Source organism: Catenovulum adriaticum (assembly GCF_026725475.1).
In the GTDB taxonomy this organism is placed as follows: Bacteria; Pseudomonadota; Gammaproteobacteria; order Enterobacterales; family Alteromonadaceae; genus Catenovulum; species Catenovulum adriaticum.
In genome coordinates this window covers 1,560,050-1,579,857 of record NZ_CP109965.1, presented here as the reverse complement: position 1 = coordinate 1,579,857, position 19,808 = coordinate 1,560,050, and the positions used below count along the sequence as shown (strand labels likewise).

General features: G+C 39.8%; 18 protein-coding genes. 11 read left to right on the top strand and 7 right to left on the bottom strand.

Features of this window, described 5'->3' with window-relative positions:
• The 3 genes from OLW01_RS07025 to OLW01_RS07015 all read right to left on the bottom strand — a co-directional run bounded on the left by OLW01_RS07025 (nt 1) and on the right by OLW01_RS07015 (nt 2,510).
• Entirely contained in the window at nt 1-1,362 is a 1,362-nt protein-coding gene (locus tag OLW01_RS07025) for a TolC family protein (protein ID WP_268076097.1), read from the bottom strand.
• A 115-nt stretch (nt 1,363-1,477) separates the two neighbouring features.
• A complete protein-coding gene (locus tag OLW01_RS07020; RefSeq protein ID WP_268076095.1) occupies nt 1,478-1,846 on the bottom strand; it encodes a hypothetical protein in 369 nt (122 codons plus the stop codon).
• 193 nt (nt 1,847-2,039) lie between these two features.
• Nucleotides 2,040-2,510: a metallophosphoesterase family protein gene (locus tag OLW01_RS07015; protein WP_268076094.1), complete on the bottom strand. Its 471-nt coding sequence runs from the start codon at nt 2,508-2,510 to the stop codon at nt 2,040-2,042.
• A 215-nt stretch (nt 2,511-2,725) separates the two neighbouring features.
• Between OLW01_RS07015 and OLW01_RS07010 the strand changes: the two genes are divergently transcribed.
• The 9 genes from OLW01_RS07010 to OLW01_RS06970 all read left to right on the top strand — a co-directional run bounded on the left by OLW01_RS07010 (nt 2,726) and on the right by OLW01_RS06970 (nt 15,368).
• Nucleotides 2,726-3,418 carry a 3-keto-disaccharide hydrolase gene (locus OLW01_RS07010; protein ID WP_268076092.1) on the top strand — a complete coding sequence of 231 codons (693 nt, stop codon included), beginning with the start codon at nt 2,726-2,728 and terminating at the stop codon, nt 3,416-3,418.
• 9 nt (nt 3,419-3,427) lie between these two features.
• Nucleotides 3,428-5,848 carry a PVC-type heme-binding CxxCH protein gene (locus OLW01_RS07005; RefSeq protein WP_268076091.1) on the top strand — a complete coding sequence of 807 codons (2,421 nt, stop codon included), beginning with the start codon at nt 3,428-3,430 and terminating at the stop codon, nt 5,846-5,848.
• A gap of 11 nt (nt 5,849-5,859) precedes the next feature.
• Entirely contained in the window at nt 5,860-7,203 is a 1,344-nt protein-coding gene (locus tag OLW01_RS07000; RefSeq protein WP_268076090.1) for a helix-turn-helix transcriptional regulator, read from the top strand.
• Between the two features lie 126 nt (nt 7,204-7,329).
• Entirely contained in the window at nt 7,330-8,346 is a 1,017-nt protein-coding gene (locus tag OLW01_RS06995; RefSeq protein ID WP_268076089.1) for an NHL repeat-containing protein, read from the top strand.
• Nucleotides 8,347-8,349: 3 nt separating this feature from the next.
• Nucleotides 8,350-11,379 carry a PSD1 and planctomycete cytochrome C domain-containing protein gene (locus OLW01_RS06990; protein WP_268076087.1) on the top strand — a complete coding sequence of 1,010 codons (3,030 nt, stop codon included), beginning with the start codon at nt 8,350-8,352 and terminating at the stop codon, nt 11,377-11,379.
• A gap of 3 nt (nt 11,380-11,382) precedes the next feature.
• Complete coding sequence (locus tag OLW01_RS06985) at nt 11,383-12,861, top strand: DUF1501 domain-containing protein (RefSeq protein WP_268076085.1); 1,479 nt, start codon at nt 11,383-11,385, stop codon at nt 12,859-12,861.
• Between the two features lie 11 nt (nt 12,862-12,872).
• Complete coding sequence (locus tag OLW01_RS06980; protein WP_268076083.1) at nt 12,873-13,787, top strand: c-type cytochrome domain-containing protein; 915 nt, start codon at nt 12,873-12,875, stop codon at nt 13,785-13,787.
• The gene (locus OLW01_RS06975) at nt 13,787-14,440 is read left to right on the top strand and encodes a cytochrome b/b6 domain-containing protein (RefSeq protein WP_268076081.1); all 654 of its coding nucleotides are present in this window, start codon (nt 13,787-13,789) and stop codon (nt 14,438-14,440) included. The genes OLW01_RS06980 and OLW01_RS06975 overlap by 1 nt, the downstream gene beginning before the upstream one ends.
• A 121-nt stretch (nt 14,441-14,561) precedes the next feature.
• Nucleotides 14,562-15,368, top strand: coding sequence for a 3-keto-disaccharide hydrolase (locus OLW01_RS06970; RefSeq protein ID WP_268076079.1), 807 nt, complete (start codon nt 14,562-14,564; stop codon nt 15,366-15,368).
• 30 nt (nt 15,369-15,398) lie between these two features.
• Here OLW01_RS06970 and OLW01_RS06965 read toward each other — a convergent pair whose 3' ends face one another.
• Together OLW01_RS06965 and dmeF are read right to left on the bottom strand one after the other, a co-directional pair.
• Nucleotides 15,399-15,527, bottom strand: coding sequence for a hypothetical protein (locus tag OLW01_RS06965; protein WP_268076078.1), 129 nt, complete (start codon nt 15,525-15,527; stop codon nt 15,399-15,401).
• 143 nt (nt 15,528-15,670) lie between these two features.
• Nucleotides 15,671-16,630: a CDF family Co(II)/Ni(II) efflux transporter DmeF gene (gene dmeF, locus OLW01_RS06960; RefSeq protein WP_268076077.1), complete on the bottom strand. Its 960-nt coding sequence runs from the start codon at nt 16,628-16,630 to the stop codon at nt 15,671-15,673.
• 164 nt (nt 16,631-16,794) lie between these two features.
• On the opposite strand from dmeF, the gene OLW01_RS06955 reads away from it, so the two are divergent.
• Both OLW01_RS06955 and OLW01_RS06950 read left to right on the top strand, forming a co-directional pair.
• On the top strand, nt 16,795-17,094 hold the full coding sequence (locus tag OLW01_RS06955) for a metal/formaldehyde-sensitive transcriptional repressor (protein ID WP_268076076.1): 300 nt from the start codon (nt 16,795-16,797) through the stop codon (nt 17,092-17,094).
• A gap of 232 nt (nt 17,095-17,326) precedes the next feature.
• The gene (locus OLW01_RS06950; RefSeq protein WP_268076074.1) at nt 17,327-18,019 is read left to right on the top strand and encodes a glutaredoxin; all 693 of its coding nucleotides are present in this window, start codon (nt 17,327-17,329) and stop codon (nt 18,017-18,019) included.
• 87 nt (nt 18,020-18,106) lie between these two features.
• On the opposite strand, the gene OLW01_RS06945 is transcribed toward OLW01_RS06950, so the two are convergent.
• Both OLW01_RS06945 and OLW01_RS06940 read right to left on the bottom strand, forming a co-directional pair.
• Nucleotides 18,107-18,760, bottom strand: a complete 654-nt coding sequence (locus tag OLW01_RS06945; protein WP_268076072.1) for a DsbA family oxidoreductase — start codon at nt 18,758-18,760, stop codon at nt 18,107-18,109.
• 59 nt (nt 18,761-18,819) lie between these two features.
• Entirely contained in the window at nt 18,820-19,803 is a 984-nt protein-coding gene (locus OLW01_RS06940) for a mechanosensitive ion channel family protein (protein ID WP_268076070.1), read from the bottom strand.
• Nucleotides 19,804-19,808: the final 5 nt, after the last annotated feature.

Genomic DNA, 19,808 nt, shown 5'->3' with positions numbered 1-19,808 from the left:
TTAATAATCCTTAAGCGCTGCGGTTGAGTTCGCAGGTTTCATTAAATTGAGTGCGCTGACTCGCTCTATTTGAGCTGTCTGTTTAAGTGCAATTTGAGCGTGATCAATGAGAGAAGTTTGAGCTTGTAATAAAGATGTATAAGCACTTTCCCATTCACTGTATGGATAACGACCTGCTAAATAGGCGGCTTCCGTTTGGCTTAAACTTTGTTTTAATAACGGAATCACTTTATTTTTTAGCGTATCGACTGCAGAAATACTTTGAGAACGTAGACTAAAAGCTTGGTAAAGCTGGCGCTGTAAGTCTAATAAAGTATTTTTTTGTTCAATTAATATTTGTTCACGCTGCGCTGATAACGCTTTTACTTGACCCTGATTACGCTTTTGCTGATACAAAGGCATATTGGCGCTCGCAACCAAAGCGGATTCATTTGCCTCATTGTCATATTTAACACCTAAAGACCAGCTTAAATCTGCAGTTGATTGGCTTTTAGCTAAGTTAATTTCAGCTAATTTTGATCTTTGCTGTGCCATTTGCATTTGAACTTGCGGGTTGCTTTTTAATCGCTCAAATAGTTGGTTAAAAGAGATAGCTTCACCAAAGTTAAATAAATCTCCGCTAAGTGATTTAAAACCAGCCGGTTTATGGACCAATTGGGTGTTCCAAAATAAACTGAGCATGGTTTTATTAAATTCAAAATCTTGTTGATTTTGCGTTAAGGTAAGCTCTGCCGTTAATAAATTGGCTTTAGCTAAATTTACTTCAGCCTCAGGTGCACCGCCTGCAGTAGCTCGCTTGTTGACTTTGTCAACGACTATTTTGGCTAAGTCTACCGACTGCTGAGCTAATTTAACATAAGCTTGAGCAGCAAGCGTTTCAACATAGTGCTGGGTAACTTGTGCAATTAAGTTAAGCGAACTCACTTGCTGCGCTATGTTTGATTCATCAACTGAGCTATTTACTTGATTGATTCGAGCTTGGCGTTTATCGCCCAACTCAATGACAGAAGATAAAGTTAACGTTAGTTCTGCAGATTTTAGTAGGCGATTTTTACCTGTGCCTAAAAAATTTTCAGTTTTAACATTAACTTCTGTTGCGGGATTTAACTCGGCAGTTTGGCGTTGAGCATTTAGCTGCTTTTGCTTTAATGGAAAGATTTGCAAACTAGGGTGCTGCCGCAAAGTTTGTTTAACCGCCTGATTTAATGTCAGGGTTTTATCGGATGAAATTGATTGGCTGGATAAATCAGCAGCGATTGAATTGATACTCAATGAATATAATAGGCTGCTTGCCAAGCCAAAACGAATACACGTTTGCCAATTATTTTGCATAAAACAACGGCTTAATAAACGCAAATACATAGCGTTAATCCTATATTAAATTAATTTAAATCTATTTTTATGGCCAATAAATGCATTACGATAACTGGCAGTTAACCAGTTAAATAAATTAAGTTTTATTGGAATGTTTTTGGGATTAACTTGCTAATTTAGGAGGGCGATATAAGCTGGTAATGGTTTGGCTTTGAACAAATTCATCTTGGTCGATAAATTGATTTTGAAAAGCTAAAGGCATCGCATGAGGTCGAATAGGACTCCCGCTAAATGGTTTAACTTTATGGCAATGGCAGCAATGATTACAGTCTACCTCCGTATCATGTGATGAAACGGTGCCATTGTTGTATTCAGACAGTTGGTGGTGACTAAGCTCATGTTTTGCTGAATTGGTTGAATTTGCCACTAGATGCTTATCAGTATTACTTTCAATATGGTGACGCTCTAACACAGCATTTGTGGATTGCAGTGTTAATAAAGCAAATAATAGGATGAGCCAAGTGTGCTTCAAAAATAATAGCCTTTTTTGTTCTTTAAATTCGCACAATAAATAAAATAAGTGCAATTGCTCAGTTTATTTACAATCAGTTTAGTTGTTAAATACGTTGCTAAAAATAATAACATATCCAAATACCCAATGTTATAAAAACCTTATTGCGACCGAAAATTAAACATGATTTATTTTTATTATTGCGTGTGAAAGCTTATTTATATGTTTGTAGAGATACGTTTTTCATATGTTTAATCCAGTTAACCGTATACGCATAACTGGTTTCGTGATTACCCATGACCGGTAAAAATTCAATGCCTTGTTCAGCATATTGTTCGGCAACTGAGCGCCATTCGTTAAATTCAATTTCTGAACCACCATCGGTTAAGTCACCCAAGGCAATAACCATATCTATGTTCATAGCACTTTGTTGTTTTAACAGTTCAGACATAGGGTGCATAGCAACATGGGACTGGCCTTGAGCGTCTGAGCCGCCTTGGGTGTCAGGCAATAAACCAATTTTAAATTCAGTAAATGCTGGTTGCTCAGGTGTGGTATCTGGATTGTCTGTTTCCGTCTCAGTTTCTTCTGTTTTTGTATCATCATCGGAGTTTAAGTCAATTGAACAGGCAGTGATCAGCGTTAAACTGGCTGCCAGCAATAGCGTATTTTTAATATCAGTCATTAGGATTTCCTTAATTATTTTTTTAGGTTGCTTATTGTGAGCTGTACCCCTCGACCAAATTCTCATCAATAAGTGGTTTTTATTTAAACTCGCAAATATTTCTCTAGTGAGTCAGTCACGTTAAGGTTTAAGGTTTGAAGTTTAAGTTTAAAATGTTGTAATTACTTATAAATTTAATTAGAGTTGAGTTAACTAAAAGTTTTAGGAAAAAAATAATGGAATTAAAAACACTGGTTAGCAGTATCAGTCTGGGTTTACTGTTAACTTTTAATGTTGCGGCAGAAACTTTGTCAGACAGTCTAGATAACTGGAAAAACGTCTATCCATACGGAGAAGTTAAAAAATCAGGTGAAAACTTAGAACTGATTTCTACGGGTAATTGGTTTTTATTAAGCAAAAAGCGTTATTCAGATTTTATTTTAGAAGCTGATGTGAAAATGCCAACGGTGGACAAGGAGTATTCCAATAGTGGCATTATTTTTCGTGCACAAATAAGGAATAAAAAAGACGGCACTCAAACTGCGTATGGCTATCAGGCTGAGGTTGACCCTAGTGATCGAAAATGGAGTGGCGGTTTGTACGAGCAAGGCACAGCGCGGCAGTGGTTATTTCCGCTGCATGAAAAACGTTCCAAACCCGGTGAACAGTTTAAAAAGAATTTATCACCTAAATGGACAGAAGAAAAAGCTAATGCTTATAAACACACACAATGGAATCATTACAAAATTAAAGCACAAGGCGAGCATATTCAAATATGGGTAAATGGTGTGTTAACGGTTGATGTTATCGATAGCAACTTAAGCGAAGGGCATATCGGTATCCAGCATCATGGCAGTTGGAAGTTTAAAAAGCAGGGTGATCGAACAAATACCGTGTTGTTTAAAAATATTCAGATTACCCCTTTGTAAGGCTAAATTATGAAAACCAAGTTACTTATCTCCTTAGTCACAGCTAATTTATTAGTACATCCTGCCACCTTTGCGCAAGATGCTGAAAAAGCTGAAATTAATAAAGAACCCCAAGAACCTAGAAAAATGAAAGGAGATCGTAAGGGGCATGTGATGAAAGATGTGATCCCTAAAGATCAGATCCCACCCGCGCCTATTTTATCAGTTGAAGATTCATTAAAAGCCATGCAGGTAGCGGATGGTTTTGTGGTTGAGCCTGTGGTCTCAGAGCCTAATGTGTTTAACCCAGTGGCGATGACGTTTGATGGCAACGGGCGCATGTGGGTAGCAGAAATGACGCGCTATATGCCAAATATCTATGGTGATGGTGAGCATGTGCCTGAAGGCAATATTGTGATGCTAGAAGATCAGAATAACGATGGCAAGGTGGACAAACGTACTTTGTTGATCTCAGATGCAATATTACCTAGAACCATTAGCCTAGTAAAAGGCGGCGTATTGTACGCAGACCACACCCAGTTGTTTTTTGCGCAAATTGAAGAAAACAATGGCCAAGTTAAACTGGTTAAACGAGATGTGGTGGATCCCATTTATGCAAAAGGTGGCACCCTTGAGCATAAACCTAATACCATGCTGTATAACTTAGATAATTGGTACTATAACGCCAAAAGTAATAAAAAATATCAGGTGTTAGCTCTCGATGCCGAGGTGCCAAAAGGTGCAAAAGAAATCTACCGCAATGATCTTTGGAAAATGGTTAAAGCCAATACAGATTATCGTGGTCAGTGGGGGGTAACCCATGATGATTTTGGTCGTTTGTATCACAATGGCAATAGTTCACCATTGCAGGGCGAATACCTGCTGCCCGGTACCCTGACACAAAATCCAGGTTTTTGGCCAAAAAATAAAGCCGATCGAATTGGCCCACCCAATATTTACCCTGCTCGCATGAACCCTGGGGTAAACCGTGGTTATATGGATGGTTTTTTAATTGAAGAGGGTGAAGATAAAGCCAAACTTAAAGGTTTTACCGCCGCCAGCGGCAGTTTAATTTATCGAGGCGACAATTACCCTGAAAAATTTTATGGCATGGGCTTAACTCCAGGCCCAGCAGCTAACTTAATTTCGGCGCGCTATGTTAAACAAAACTTAGGCAAAATGGCAGGTGAGTTAATTTATCCAGGCCACGAGTTGTTAGCCTCTACCGATGAGCGCTTTAGACCCGTTAATATGTATACAGCGCCGGATGGCACTATTTATTTTTTAGATATGTACCATGGCATTTTGCAGCATAAAGAATTTTTAACCACTTATTTAAGTGAGCAAATTAAAGCGCGTGATTTGGATAAAAATAACAATACCATGGGCCGTATTTATCGGGTTAGATGGGCAGAAAAGGCGCGTGGTGCACAACCTAAGATGATCGGCAAAAGCGGTGCACAGTTAGCGCCTTATTTAAGCCATAAAAATGGTTGGTGGCGTGATACAGCACGGCGTTTAATTATTCAAAGTGAGCCAGATCAAACCATCATTCAACCACTTAAAGAGGCGTTGAATACGGCTTTGCAATCAGATGATTTTCCGGCTGTTGCTAATTTATTATGGACTTTGCATGCACTTAACGGCGTAGACTTACAAAGCCTGCAAGATGCTTTACATCACCAGAATAAACAAATTGCGGCAACCGCCATTGCGGTATCGGATGCGATCCCAGAATCTGAGCAAACTAAGCTAATTGGGGTGTTGAAAAACCTTATTGCCAAAGATTATGATTTGGCGTTACAAGCAGCCGCAGTTTCTGCCAGATTGATCCCTGATTCAGCGATTGAATTAAACCTAAAAGTATTAGATTTATATTTAGGTAAACCCCTTGTGCGAGATGTCGTTGTTAGTGGTTTAGGCACTCGCAGCAAAGCATTTATCGAAAAACTAGGCGATCAGCATCCGGATGCTGAACTTATGTATATATTAAATAACTTAGGTAAAAAACCAGCGGACCGAACCAACCGAGCGCAATTAAGTGAACTCGGCCAAACCTTATATGATGAAGGTAAACAGTTATATTCGGGGCCAGCCGCTTGTTTTGGCTGTCATGGGGCAGATGGCAACGGCATAGATGGTTTAGGTCCAACCTTCTGGGGTAGCCAATGGGTTATTGAAGAAAAAGAAAAGCTTGCTAAAGTTTTGTTGCATGGTTTATCTGGTCCAATTTGGGTTAAAAGAACACTTTGGCAAACTTCGGCGGTAATGCCTGGATTGGCTGCTCGCCCAGATATTAGTGACCGAGATTTAGCTGCAATTGCGACTTATATTCGTAATGCTTGGGGTAACAATGCGGATACAGGCAGCCATGTTGAACCTGAACTCATTAAACAGGTTCGCGAAAACACTAAAGATCGACAGCAGCCTTATAAACAGGAAGATTTTTAATCAATTAATAGATGGAATTTTTTACTGATAGTGCAACGCTATTTAGATTTTTAGTGATGCCAGTTATATCATCACAGATCATTGTTTCTGTGATGATATATTTTATTTTAGTGCGCAGGCAAATCAGCCGAGAGTATGGTTATTATCTGCTTTTTTTGGCTTGCCTTGCGTATTTTTTATTTGGCCGCTCACTGCAACACTTTTCTGCGCCTGAAATCTCAATCTGGTTATTATACAGCCGAGTGTTTTTATTATTTGCGCTGGGTATGCCAGCTTTAGTAATAGGGGCCAGCTTACACGCCGGCATTAAACGGTCTGCCTATCTATTATATCCCCCATGGTTAGTTGGCGCTTTATTTGGGCTATTGTATGTTTATTTTATGGGCGTTTTTCAGGGGGCTTTTGAGCCACTCGCGTTAACGGCGCAGCTTTTGCCAAAGCAGCATCAGTACGTTGCACATCAAGTGCAAATTTGGGCTGGCTTTAGCTTGCTGTTATTACCTTGTTTATTGCTGTTAATAAAAGTTCACAGCAGCCCACGACAAACTCAGTTAAGCCTGTTTTTGGTGGGTGCATTAAGTTTTGCTTTGTTGTTCTTTTTAGGCAGTGCAGGATATATCGATTATTGGCTGTATTATACCGGCTCTGTGGTGTGTGCTTTATGCTGGGCGTATGCGGTGTTTCAAAATATTCGCAATATCAAAGGCAAAGCGGCGCTATTAAAAGATGAATTATTCTTTCAAATAAAATCAAGCAGTGCTGAAAAAACTGAAGAAATCAGAGCGCTACTCAGCAAGCTGGAAAAAACCTCGGACGGTGATTTAGAGCTTTATAAAATGCGAGTGCGCGATATTTTAAATCGGCTGACAGATTCAAGCATTGAAGCCGGTGGCGATTCCAGTAGTTTAATGCTGCGACATCAAGAAAAAAACCAAGCCATAGATAGTAGCCGCGATATGGCCGAGTTAAGTCGGTTAGTGGCCGAAGAAGCTGCTGAATATTCAGATCTGTTAAGCCAAAGTGCTGACTTACGCATTAAAAAACAGGTTGAACAAGCTAAAACTTATATCTTTGAACATGCTCACCAAGCCATAGATATTGAGACCATTGCCTCTCAAGTAGGCTTAAGTAAAGGCCATTTAATGCGGGTGTTTAAAGCTCAAGTTGGGCAAACGCTGAATCAATATTTGGCCCAAGTTCGCATCGAAAAAGCCAAATATCTGCTAAAAAGTCATTCAATAACAGAAACCGCATTTGCGGTGGGTTTTAACAATTCTAATTATTTTAATACGGTTTTTAAAAAACAAGTAGGTTGCACACCTGGCCAATATAAACAAAATTTAGATGATAACTAGTTGAATTATATTTACTTTTTTAAATGTTTATATTTTGTAGTAAGGAAGTTTATATTTTAGAGGTTTAAATTTGCCATTTAATCTAGTCTTTTAAATACAAAGATAAAAAACACAATGGCAAATCCTATGATAAAAATACAAGCTGTAATTCTGTTGGCTTTTTTAGTATTTAACCCCGCACTTAAAGCCCATAATGAAATATATCACCAGGCTAGCCAAGCGGATGCTTGGCCCTTGTTGGCGGATGGCCGCAGTCAAGTTGGCAACTCACATGGTGGCATTGATGTTGCCAAAAATGGTGATGTATATGTCAGTGTGATAGGTCCTAACGGCGGCATTCAAATATACAATCAACAAGGTGAATATTTAAACAATGTGCCAAATGCGCCGAAAGATATTCATGGTTTTGTAATTCAGGCGGATGCAAGCGGCGAAGAGTTTATTTATGGGGCTGAAATGTCTGGCCATAAAATCTTTAAAATGCGTTTATCCGGCGAGCGTGTTTTAAACATAGATGCTTTGTCTCAGATCCCCAAAAAATATCAAAAACCTCAGGTTAAAAACGCCAAAGGCTGGATGCCACGACCACTGCGTTTAACCGCCACTGCTGTTAATCAACAAGGGGAATTATTTGTCGTGGATGGGTATGGTTTAGACTACATCCATAAATTTTCGGCTGACGGCCAATATATTACGACTTTTGGTGGTCGTGAAGCACCTTGGAAATTTAATAATTGCCATAAAATTTATATTGACCCTAGATACCAAGATAATCGGATTTTATGTGCCGATAGAGCAAATCATAGATTGGTGCATTTAACCCTTGAAGGGCATTTAATTGGTGATTATGCCACTAACTTACGCCGCCCCAGCGCTATTGATTTTTTTAACGGATATGCGGCGGTTGCTGAAATTTCGGGTCGAGTCACAATTTTAGATAAACAAGGTGTCGTGATCCAGCATTTAGGCACCAATAATAACCGCAGTGAAACCGACAAAAATAAAACCCCTCCAGAAAAATGGCGTCATGGTATTTTTACCTCACCCCACGGCATTAGTTTTGATTCAAAAGGCAACTTGTATATTTCGGAATATAACAAATGGGGCCGTATTTTACGCTTTGACCTGAGTTTAGTGGAGTAATTAATGCGCTTGCAAAAACTTATATGCCTTTTGTTTTTGACCTATTTAACACAGGGCTGTCAAACAGACTCAGAGACAAAGTCTGAGCCTGTGATCAGTTTTAATAAAGATATTCGGCCGATATTAACCGAGCATTGCACTGGGTGTCATGGTGGTGTGAGTAAACAAGCAGGTGTGTCTTTTGTTTATCAAAAAGAAGCGTATGCACGTGGGCACTCAGGCCGTTTAACCATTAAACCCGGCGATCCTGACGGGTCAGAGCTGATTGCGCGTTTAGAGACTCAGGATATAAGTTTACGCATGCCGTACAATGCGCCACCTTTGTCTGAAGAAAAAATCCAAAAGCTTAAATTATGGATAAAACAAGGCGCTAAGTGGGAAAAACACTGGGCGTTTAAAAAGCCGGTTAAAACAGAGCTGCCAGCTAAGATGGGCAAAACTGGGCATCCTATTGATCAATTTGTTGAACACTCTTTGCAAGCGCAAAATCTGCAAATGAATCCACGAGCGGATAAGTATCGTCAACTTCGGCGGTTAAGTTTAGATCTCATTGGTATGCCACCAAGCTTAGCTGAAATCGAAGATTTTATTAGCGATAACACAGCTACAGCCTACGAAAAACAAGTTGACCGTTTGTTGGCGTCGCCACATTTTGGTGAGCGCTGGGCTGCGATGTGGTTAGATTTAGCGCGTTATGCAGATAGTCAGGGTTACACCCGAGATGAATACCGCGCCAGCTGGCCATATCGTGATTGGGTGATCAAAGCGTTTAATCAAAACCTGCCATATGATCAATTTGTGATTAAACAATTGGCGGGCGATTTATTGCCTAATAAAAGCATGCAAGATTTGATTGCAACCAGTTTTCATCGTCAAACCCCAGTCAATAGTGAAGGCGGCACAGATGATGAAGAATTTAGAGTAATTGCTGTAATGGATAGAGTTGCCACGACTTGGCAAGCGATTAATGGCATAACCATGGAGTGTGTGCAGTGCCATTCACATCCTTATGATCCGATAGAACATGAAGAATATTATCAATCGTTAGCCTTTTTTAATACGACACGAGATGCTGACCGACGCCATGATGGCCCGCATTTATTAATTGCCGATGATAAAAAGATGCAAAACAAGGCATTTGACTGGCAGATACGTTTAAACGAACTGGAAAATGTCGCTTTAGCACAAACACACAAGCTTAATAACTCAGTAAATGATTGGACAAAGTTGCCTATTGTTAAAGCGCTTACTGATGATAAAACGGCCTTGCAAGATGAAATATTTGGGTTAAAAAAACGGCTAGAAACCTTAGATCCGGACAAACAAAAATATCCTTTGATGTATGCTAAACGTGATTTAAAAAAACGCGAAGCAATGTTGGCACAATTAAATGCAGCAAATTACCAGCCTGAACCCATGCAGGTTGTTAATGGGGAATTTAACCACAAAAATACCTTTAGCGCTAAAACACGGCTTATTTTAACCACACAAGCGCTTGAGCAAAAACAGTCGGTCTCAGCGATCAAGTTATCTGCGCTACCACTGAATGAAAAAAAAGCGCGGCATACCCCAGAATTTTCGGTGTCACTTGATCATATCGATATTTATAAAGTCAGTAAAAATGGTCAAGCGGAAAAATTAATCATTAAAGATTTTATGAGTTTGCAGGGTGAATCTATTGGTGATCAGCTGCGCCGTTTGGCAGAGGGCAATAATATCGGTGCAGCGAATGGTTTATATAGTCACAGGTTGTTTTCACCCATTGAGAGCATTGCGGTATTTGCAGAGCCAGTGCAACTGACTGCGGGTGAGTCGTTTGAGGTAGTGATAAAACAATATCAGTATCGTAACTTAAACGAAGGCATGCCGTCTGAGCTGCATCGTTTTAGGATTGCAGTTAGCTCGGATACAGGTTTAATTGAATATGCCAAGAGCCCAGAACGTTCGCAGCTCATTACAGAATATCAGCAAGTTAGCCAGCAGCTAAAACCAGTTAAAGGTACTCAGTTACCTATTATGCAAGCGCAGGATGATTATAATCAGCGTGGTACAGCCTTGTTTTCCCGTGGTAACTTTTTAGCTAAACAGGGGCCATTGTTAAAACCGAGCACACCCGCAATTTTTCCATCGTTAGCTGAACAACAAAAAGTAGATCGTTTAGCGTTAGCCAATTGGTTTTTTCAAAAAGAGCAACCCTTAACCGCGCGGGTTGCGGTTAACCATTTTTGGCAGCAGTTGTTTGGCCGAGGTTTAGTCAGCACTGTCGGCGATTTTGGTAGCTCGGGCGAATTACCAAGCCATCCTGAATTGTTAGATTATTTAGCGCTGACTTTTCAAAATGACTACCAGTGGGATATTAAAAAATTACTTAAGCTGATGGTAATGAGTGAAACCTACCGACAGTCGTCTGATGCGAGCGCTGCAGATATTCAACAAGACCCACAAAATATTTGGTTATCCAGAGCTAAAAAACGCCGTTTAACGGCCGAAATGGTGCGCGATCAAGCGCTGCTTAGCAGTGAGTTATTTAACCCAGAGATGTTTGGTAAACCTGTCATGCCACCGCAGCCTGAAGGCATATGGGGACGCATGGGGCGGGTGATTAAAGATTGGCAGAGCGCAGAAGGCAAAAACCGGTACCGACGGGCAATTTATACTTTTATTAAACGCGCGTATATCTACCCAAGCTTTTTAACCTTTGATATGGAAACCCGCGAAATTAGCCACGGTAAACGCATTGCAACTAATACACCTTTGCAAGCTTTAGTGACCTTAAACGATCCGGTTTATGTTGAAGCAAGCAATGCGCTGGGTGGCTTATTACAAAAAGACTATTTAGCCAACAAGAATATTGAACAGACTTTGCAGCAGGCGTTTTTAAAAGTGACCTCGCGTCCACCCACGCCAGATGAACTGAGCGAGTTAAAACAAACTTGGCTGGCGCTTTTACAAACCGCAGAGCAGGATCAAACTTTGGCATTTAGCCAGATAGGGACACTTTTGTTTAACTTGGATTCGGCGTTAACAAGGTAAATTATGAAAAACTTTTTATATCAGCAATTGCAGCAGCAAACTCGGCGAGAGTTTTTATTGGGCAGTGGCCGTTTGTTAAGTAGTGCTTTTTTGGCCTCAGCCATGCCAACGAATGCGTTTGGCAGTGAAACTCAGCTTAATTTTAGTCGCCCTATGAGTCAGCCGTTAGCGCCACTTCCACCACAATATCCAAGTAAGGTAAAACGCGTTATTTATATGCATATGGCGGGTGCGCCTAGTCAACTTGAACTTTTTGATTATAAACCCGAGCTTGCAAAATACGATGGCAAACTGTGTCCTGATGAATTTTTAGCCGGTAAACGTTTTGCGTTTATTTCGGGACGGCCCAGCTTATTAGGGCCTAAAGCCAACTTTTCACAGCATGGACAAAGTGGCGCTTGGATTTCAGATTGTTTACCTCATTTGCAAAAACATGCCGACGATTTGTGTTTTATTAAATCTATGCACACTGACCAATTTAACCATGCGCCTGCACAAATATTGGCGCATACCGGCAATGCTTTGTCTGGCCATCCATCCATTGGAGCTTGGGCAACTTATGGTTTAGGTAGCATGAATCAAAATTTGCCCGGTTATATGGTGCTGGTGTCTGGCAGCCGTGACCCAGATGGTGGCAAACAACTTTGGGGTTCGGGTTATTTGCCCAGTGCTTATCAAGGGGTGCGTTGCCGTTCACAAGGTGATCCAATTTTGTATTTAAGTAATCCGGAACAGGTTTCGCGCTCACTTAGACGAGTTTTGTTAGATGGTTTAAAAAATTTAAATCAACAGAATTATCAAGCGGAAGGCGATCCTGAAACTTTAACTCGTGTGGCGCAATATGAAATGGCGTATCGAATGCAACTGGAGGCCTCAGATGCGTTTTCGATTGAGCAAGAATCAGAAAAAACTTTAGCCGCCTACGGGGCAAAACCCAGCCAAGCGAGTTTTGCTAATAATTGTTTGTTAGCCCGACGTTTAGCCGAACGAGACGTGCGTTTTATCCAGTTGTTTGATTATGGCTGGGATTCGCACGGCAGCAATAAAAGTGAAGCGTTAGATATGGGGTTTTTAGATAAATGTCGCCAAATCGACCAGCCGATTGCCGCTTTATTAGCGGATTTAAAAAGCAGAGGTTTGTTAGAAGACACACTCGTTATCTGGGGCGGTGAGTTTGGCCGTACTCCAATGCAGGAAAATCGTGGTGGTGTTGATAATGCGTTTGCGGGTCGTGATCACCATCCAAATGCATACACAATGTGGATGGCAGGGGCGGGTGTAAAAGCCGGATATAGTCATGGGCAGACTGACGATATGGGTTATGACATAGTTAAAGATCCCGTTAGTATTCATGATTTTCATGCAACTTTATTGTATTTATTAGGTTTTAATCATCATGATTTGAACTATCGTTTTCAGGGCTTAAACCAAAAGCTGACTGGGGTTAAAGAAGCTCATATTATCTCTCAGTTGCTTGCATAAAGGGCAAATTGATGACAGCAAAAAGTTATTTTGTATTAGTATTTATTTTAACTTTGGCACTGCTTGGGCTGACGATAAGTCAGCAGCCTGCCTGGTTACAATGGGGCAAAGAAACCCTCTTGGGTCTACCTAAACTGCAAGCACATGAGGATTCATTTTATCAACAACGAGTCGATCCCATCTTTGAACGTTATTGCACGGATTGTCACCAAAAGGACAAAATCAAAGGTCAACTTAGGTTGGACAGTTTTCGGCAAACGGTATTTGGTGGGCGCAGTGGTGATGTATTAGGAATAAATGAACAAAACAGTATTTTGTTACAACGCATGCAACTACCCGCGGATGACCGATTAGCGATGCCGCCATATGGACGAAAACGCCATACCGACGACGAACTTAAAGTCATTCAGCTGTGGCTGGCTAAGGGGGCGTCAGGTACGCTAACGGCGGCTGAGTTTCCCAATGCGCCTAAAGCTAAACGCATCATAGAATTTAAACCTTATCAGCCAGAACATGTGGATGAATTAAGATCGACTTATGCCGCTGATGTGGCACGGCTGCAAAACTTGTATCCATACAATGTACAATATCTAGCTCGAACGTCTAAGTATCTTGAGATCACCCATTTAAGTTCAGCCCCTGTTGCTGATTCACTGTTTGCGCAGGTCCATCAGGTGGCCCCGATTGTGCAAAAACTCAATTTACGCAATGCGCCAATCACTGACCAAGCGATAGATGTCATATTGCAAATGTCCTCGCTCACTTACATTAATCTTGCCGCTACCCAAGTGAGCGCACAGGCGGTCGCCAAATTGCTGGGTTTAAATAATCTAAAATATTTGGTGGTAAACAAAAGTGTGTTAACCGAGTTGCCAATACAAAAATTTAATCAAGCGGGCATACAATTAACGGGTATTGAGGGCTAATGATGACAGATAAAAAGGTATGGGATTTAGGTATTCGTATTTTCCATTGGTTATTAGTGCTTGGCATAACGGCCGCTTGGTTTACCATTGAATACCGCTGGATGCAGGCTCATGCTGTGGTTGGTTATGGCATTAGTGTGTTATTGGTGTTTAGGCTAATTTGGGGATTTTTGGGCTCTACAACCGCACGTTTTACTCATTTTGTTTGCTCACCGATAGCCGCGTTTTGTTATTTAAAAGCTTCTTTGCAGCTAAAAGCTGCCCATTATGCAGGCCACAACCCCGCTGGTGGTTACATGGTTGTTTTTATGCTGTGTGTTTTGTTGGTGCAAGTATTAAGCGGTTTTTTTGCCAACAACGATTTAGGTTTTAGTGGGCCATTTGCCGATTGGGTAAATAAAGCTCAGTCGGATCAGCTGACTCAATGGCATGGATTAAATTTTTACCTTATTTTAGCGGCGATTTGGCTGCATTTAGTGGCGGTGTTTTTTTATCAATTAGTAAAAAAAGAGCCGCTGATTCAAGCAATGATGTTAGGAACAAAACCGGGTAAATATGTTAGTGATGAACAACATTTAAAGTTTGTTTCTAATCGTGTTGCGATTGTCATCTGGTTATTTTCTGTGGCCGTGATCCTGGTGTTTGTTTTATAAATAAAACTAATAAATTAAGTTTGATTGGGTTTGCTCATTATAATAAACTGTTATTTTTGTTAACTGTATGTGGTTATATGTTTTTTATGGTGGCCCGATAAAAAGCGGATTTAAGGATAATATGTTAAAATATCAAGGTGTTTTTTGTGCAGCCTTAGCGGGTTTAGCACTGAGTTTGTCTAACGCGTATGCTTATAATCTTGGTTATAAAGATACCCCCATGACCCCTGGCTCCCAGTGGCGTGTGCATGATAAAGATCGGCCACTGCCGCCAAAAGTGCCGACACAAGGAGCAGTGCAGGTAGCACCGCCCGCAGATGCGATCATCCTATTTGATGGCGCTCATATGGATGCTTTTAAGAATGCCAAAGATGGCAGCCCTGTTAATTGGGATATTGCCGATGGGGTTGTGACAATTCCATCTAAGCAAAAAGTAAAGCGCAATAATTCGATTCAAACTAAAGAGAATTTTTCAGATTTTCAATTGCATATAGAATGGAAAACGCCAAATACACCAGACGATAAAGTTGCTTACAAAGGCAATAGTGGATTGTATTTTATGTGGAAATATGAGCTGCAAATTTATAACTCATGGGATAACCCTATTTATGCCGACGGGCAAGCGGCAGCGATTTATGGGCAAACGCCACCGCTAGTTAATGCATCGGTAAAACCTGGTGAATGGCAATCTTATGATGTGGTATTTGAAGCGCCTCAATTTGATGAGAGCGGCCAGCTATTAAAAAAAGCTCATATGACAGTGTTTCATAATGGTGTATTAGTGCACAATCGTACGTCACTTACTGGCCCCACAGCACATAAAAAAGTTAAACCTTATGTGGCACATGCCCCAGAAGGCCCGATTGCAATTCAGGATCATAGCTCACCGGTCAGCTATAGAAATATCTGGATTAGGCGATTAGATTAACCTATCCCAAGCAGGGGTGAGTTACATCCCTTAATTTAACGAATAAGTGAGAGCTTTACTGCCGGTAACCACTTGCAAAGCCATACTGCTTACGTAACCACAGGTATCGGAAAACTGAACTTGCACATCATTGTCTGTTTGCAGTGCTGAATAAGGCACTGGGATGTCAATAACCCCAGAAAGTTTTCTCGTCGGGTTTTGTTACCTTATTTTTGGTCGTAACCTCTAAAATCACTAGGTGCAGTTAGCGTTTCTCTATTGATAGAAACTCGATGTTATAAAAAAGCACTATGCCATCCGAATTAAACATGATTTATTTCTATTGTCGCGTGTGAAAGCTTGTCTATATGTTTGTAGAGATACGTTTTTATTTGCTCTGGCGTTAATTTTATATTTTGTTTATCAACCACCACAGCTGCAATTAACGCATTATGCTTATCAGCCAAACGCCAAATATGAAAATCGCTCACGGTCACGTTAAATTCGCTTTCTAAGTTTTGCTTAATTTGTTCATTTAACGTTAGCTCAACGCTTTTATCTAACAAAGTTTCGCTGGTTTGAATGATTAACCCCCATGCCCATTTTACAATAATAACCGCACCAACAATGCCCATTAATGCATCCATCCAAATCCAATTAAAATATTTACCTGCCAATAATGCCGCAATGGCTAATAAAGAGGTAAGTGCATCGGCCAATACATGGTAATAAGCTGCTTTTATATTGTGATCATGGTGACCGTGGTTATGGTCATGACTATGGTCGTGATTGTCGTGTAAAATAAAAACTGAGGCCACATTGACCAATAAACCTATAATGGCAACCCCAATTGCTTCATTAAAATAAATTTGGTGAGGATTAAGCAAGCGTTCAACTGACTCTACGACCATTAACAAAGCAACAATTGCTAAGCCAACAGCACTGGCAAAACCACCTAAAGCCGTTACTTTGCCAGTACCAAAGCTAAAAGATTCATTATTTTTATGTTTATTTGCATACCAATAAGTAAAAAGCGTAATACTAAAAGCAGCTGCGTGTGTACCCATGTGCCAGCCATCAGCTAATAAAGCCATAGAGCCGGACCAAATACCAACACTAATTTCTGCAAACATAGTCGCTAATGTGAGTGCTAAAACCGCATAAACTTTTCGGGTTTGAGCTGATTTATCGGCAAAATAATTGTGCTGATGCGCGCCTAAAAGTGGCTCATTATTATGCTGTTGAGGCTTTATTGAGTGTTTATGGTCGCTTGGAATAGTCATGGGTTTTTCTCTATCTATATTGGTTGGTGCTCAACTCGTCATTTTTCTATAAGGTCGCTTAATTTTAGACGGTTTTTATCAATCCGTTTATCAGGGGATGTGAATTTTGCAATACTACTTTATACTATACCCCAGTATAGTTATTGTAAAGCTAGAGGTTAATCATGTCGCATTCCATTCATAATAAAAAGTTACTGGCGCGCATTCGAAAAATTAAAGGGCAGGCACAAGGCCTTGAAAATATGTTAGTGCCTGAAACCGAACAAAGTGAAGCTTCAGTGCCAGCAGACTGCATGAAAGTACTGCAACAAATTGCAGCATTAAAAGGTGCAGTTAACGGTTTGATGATGGAAGTGTTAGAAGAACATTTACGTGAACATCTAGGTGTGGTTGAATTAACTCAAGCGCAAAGGGAACAAGAGGTAGACCAAGTGATTAGTGTATTAAAAACGTATGTAAAGTAGGGCGAGTTGGCATGAGTGAATAATACAAACTTTATACTCATTAAACGCTTTTTGTGTAAACTGTGAAATATGAATGACTGGATTACTTTTGATTACAGCTTTATTTTAGGGTTTATTTATAATAAATTTCACAACTTTTTGTATTCGTGCCTTAATTTTAATTATTTAATCTAAACTCGCGATAAGAAGTTAGTTAATATACTAAAACTCATAACTGCAAACGAGAATAATAATGCCGACTATGGCTCAAAACCGAATTTATCGAAAAAAAATGTGTCCGTGGGGGCAAAAAGCAGTTCAATTATTAGATGAACATAATGTGTCGTATCAAGATCATCTGTTTGATAGTAAAGATGAAGAAATGCAATTTAAGCACGAATTGGCAGTGAGTACGACACCTCAAATATTTTTAAATGGAAAACATATAGGTGGTTACCGTGAGCTACAACAATATTTGGCATCGCCTGATAAACATGTTTCTAAGACAAGCCACTGGGGCCTAATCTGGTTATTAATTGCAAGTGCTTTGCTTGCTGTTGCGACTGGACTAAACTTGAAGGGTTTTTTAGGCTTTGCGCTCACTTCGTTTGCCAGTTTGAAAATAATGGATCTAAAAGCGTTTGCACATAGATTTAAGCAATACGATTTAGTTTATCTTAAGTTACCGCAATACGCATATATTTTTCCATTCATCCAATTAATTCTAGGGCTTGCTTTATTAGCTGGTTATTTTTACCTTAGTTTAAGTTTAGTGGCAATCGTGACTGGTTTGGTTGGCATTTCAGGTATTATCAAAAGTCTTTATATCGATAAGAACAGCCTCAAGTGTTCAAGCGTTGGAGGCTATTACGCTACGCCATTAACGTTAAGCAGCCTAACCGAGTATCTGATTTTATTGCTGGTAGGGGTTATCTTAACTTTATAAAATAGGTATGCTTTCAATGTATATTTAGCAAGCTTAAATGCCAATCATTAGTTTTCTGAATAGACTCTAAAAGCTTGCTAGCGTTAATTATTGTGGCGTTGGCTCTGCTACAATTTTTTGTAAGTTATCAATAAAAGCTTGTTTAGGTTGGCCACCTGTTATTCCATACTTTTGGTTAATGATAAAAGTTGGAACAGAGTTAACGCCTAATGCTTTTAGTTGCTCTATTTGTGCTTTAACTTCGTCAGCATAGGCGTTAGAGGTTAAAACTTCATTCGCTTTTTCTCGGTTTAAACCAACACGCTCAACTATATCTAACAAAGCGTCAGTATGATTGAGATATATACCTTTTTGAAAATGAGCTTTAAAAAAGGCGAGTGATAAATCGTTTTGCTTATTTTCTGTTTTTGCCCAAGCTAACAAACGATGGCAGTCAAAGGTATTTATCATGATCCTTTCGCCTTCAAAGTTAAATTTAAAACCGGCATTTTCACCCATTTCTTCGATTCGAGCTCGGTTTTCTAAACTTTGGGCTTTAGTTAATCCATATTTTTGTTGAATGTGTTCATCAAACGCTTGCCCTTCAATTGGCATATTAGGATTTAACTCAAAAGGTAGCCAGCTAATATTAGCTGTTATTTCATTCGATAGTTCGTCCAATGCGGCAGCAAGGTTTTGATAGCCGATAATGCACCAAGGGCACATTACATCTGATGCAATTTCTATGTCGATTGATTTCATGATAAATCAGTCCTGTTAGTGTGGTGGCTTGGTTATAAACAGGCCACATTCTTTAAAACTTAAGATTCACCCTCAGCTGACTCTGCGTCTTTGTCTGAAGGCTTATTTTGGTGTAGGTTTGGTTCATCGTTAGACGATTTATCAGGTTTTGTCTGATTTTGCATTTTAAGGTCCATATCAGACAAGGTATTGCCACCTTTGGCATTAAAATCCAAAGTTCTGATTGGGAACGGAATAAGAATATCATTTTCCTCTAGTGCACGTTTAATGACACAAATCGCCTTGTGACGGGCAATTAAAAATCCTGGCTCGCCCGGATAATCTATCCAAAACCAAACTTTTAATAAGACACTGCTATTGTCAAAAGATTCAGCAAAAACTAAAGATTCATCTTTTCGAATCACAAAATCAAGATCGTTAATCGCCTTTAAAATAACACTTTCAGCTTCCTCGGGATCATCAGCATATGAGATACCAACTGGCACTTCAATTTGACGTTGTGCAGTTAAATAATAATTGGTAATGGTATTTCGGAATAAAGTTTTATTAGGCACAATTAAAATTTGCCCATAAAAATTTTCAACGACAGTGTTGCGTAAATTAATTGATTTCACGGTACCAAAAATATCATCACATTGGATAATATGGCCTACTTTAAAAGGTTTTCTTATTCCCATAAAAACGCCTGCAATAAAGTTTTCGGCCATGTCCTGAAATGCAAAACCTATCGCTAAACCAATAATACCAGCACCCGCGAGTAACGAGGTGACTGTGCCTGTCAATCCAATTAAATCAAGTGCAATGAAAGCACCTAACACTACATACAATACTTTAATAATGGCCAGTAGCAGGTTGATTATTTCAATGGAATCCATTGATTTTTGTAGAATCTTACGAAATATGCTTTCAACCCAAGTGGCTGTAACCATAAAAATAAGTAAAATTAGAAAGGCAAGGCCTATATTTGGCAACATACTGCCAAGTGTTTCGACCCAAGTTATGATTTTTTCTTCTGCTTGAGTCAGTAATTTTTCTACAGTCATTATGC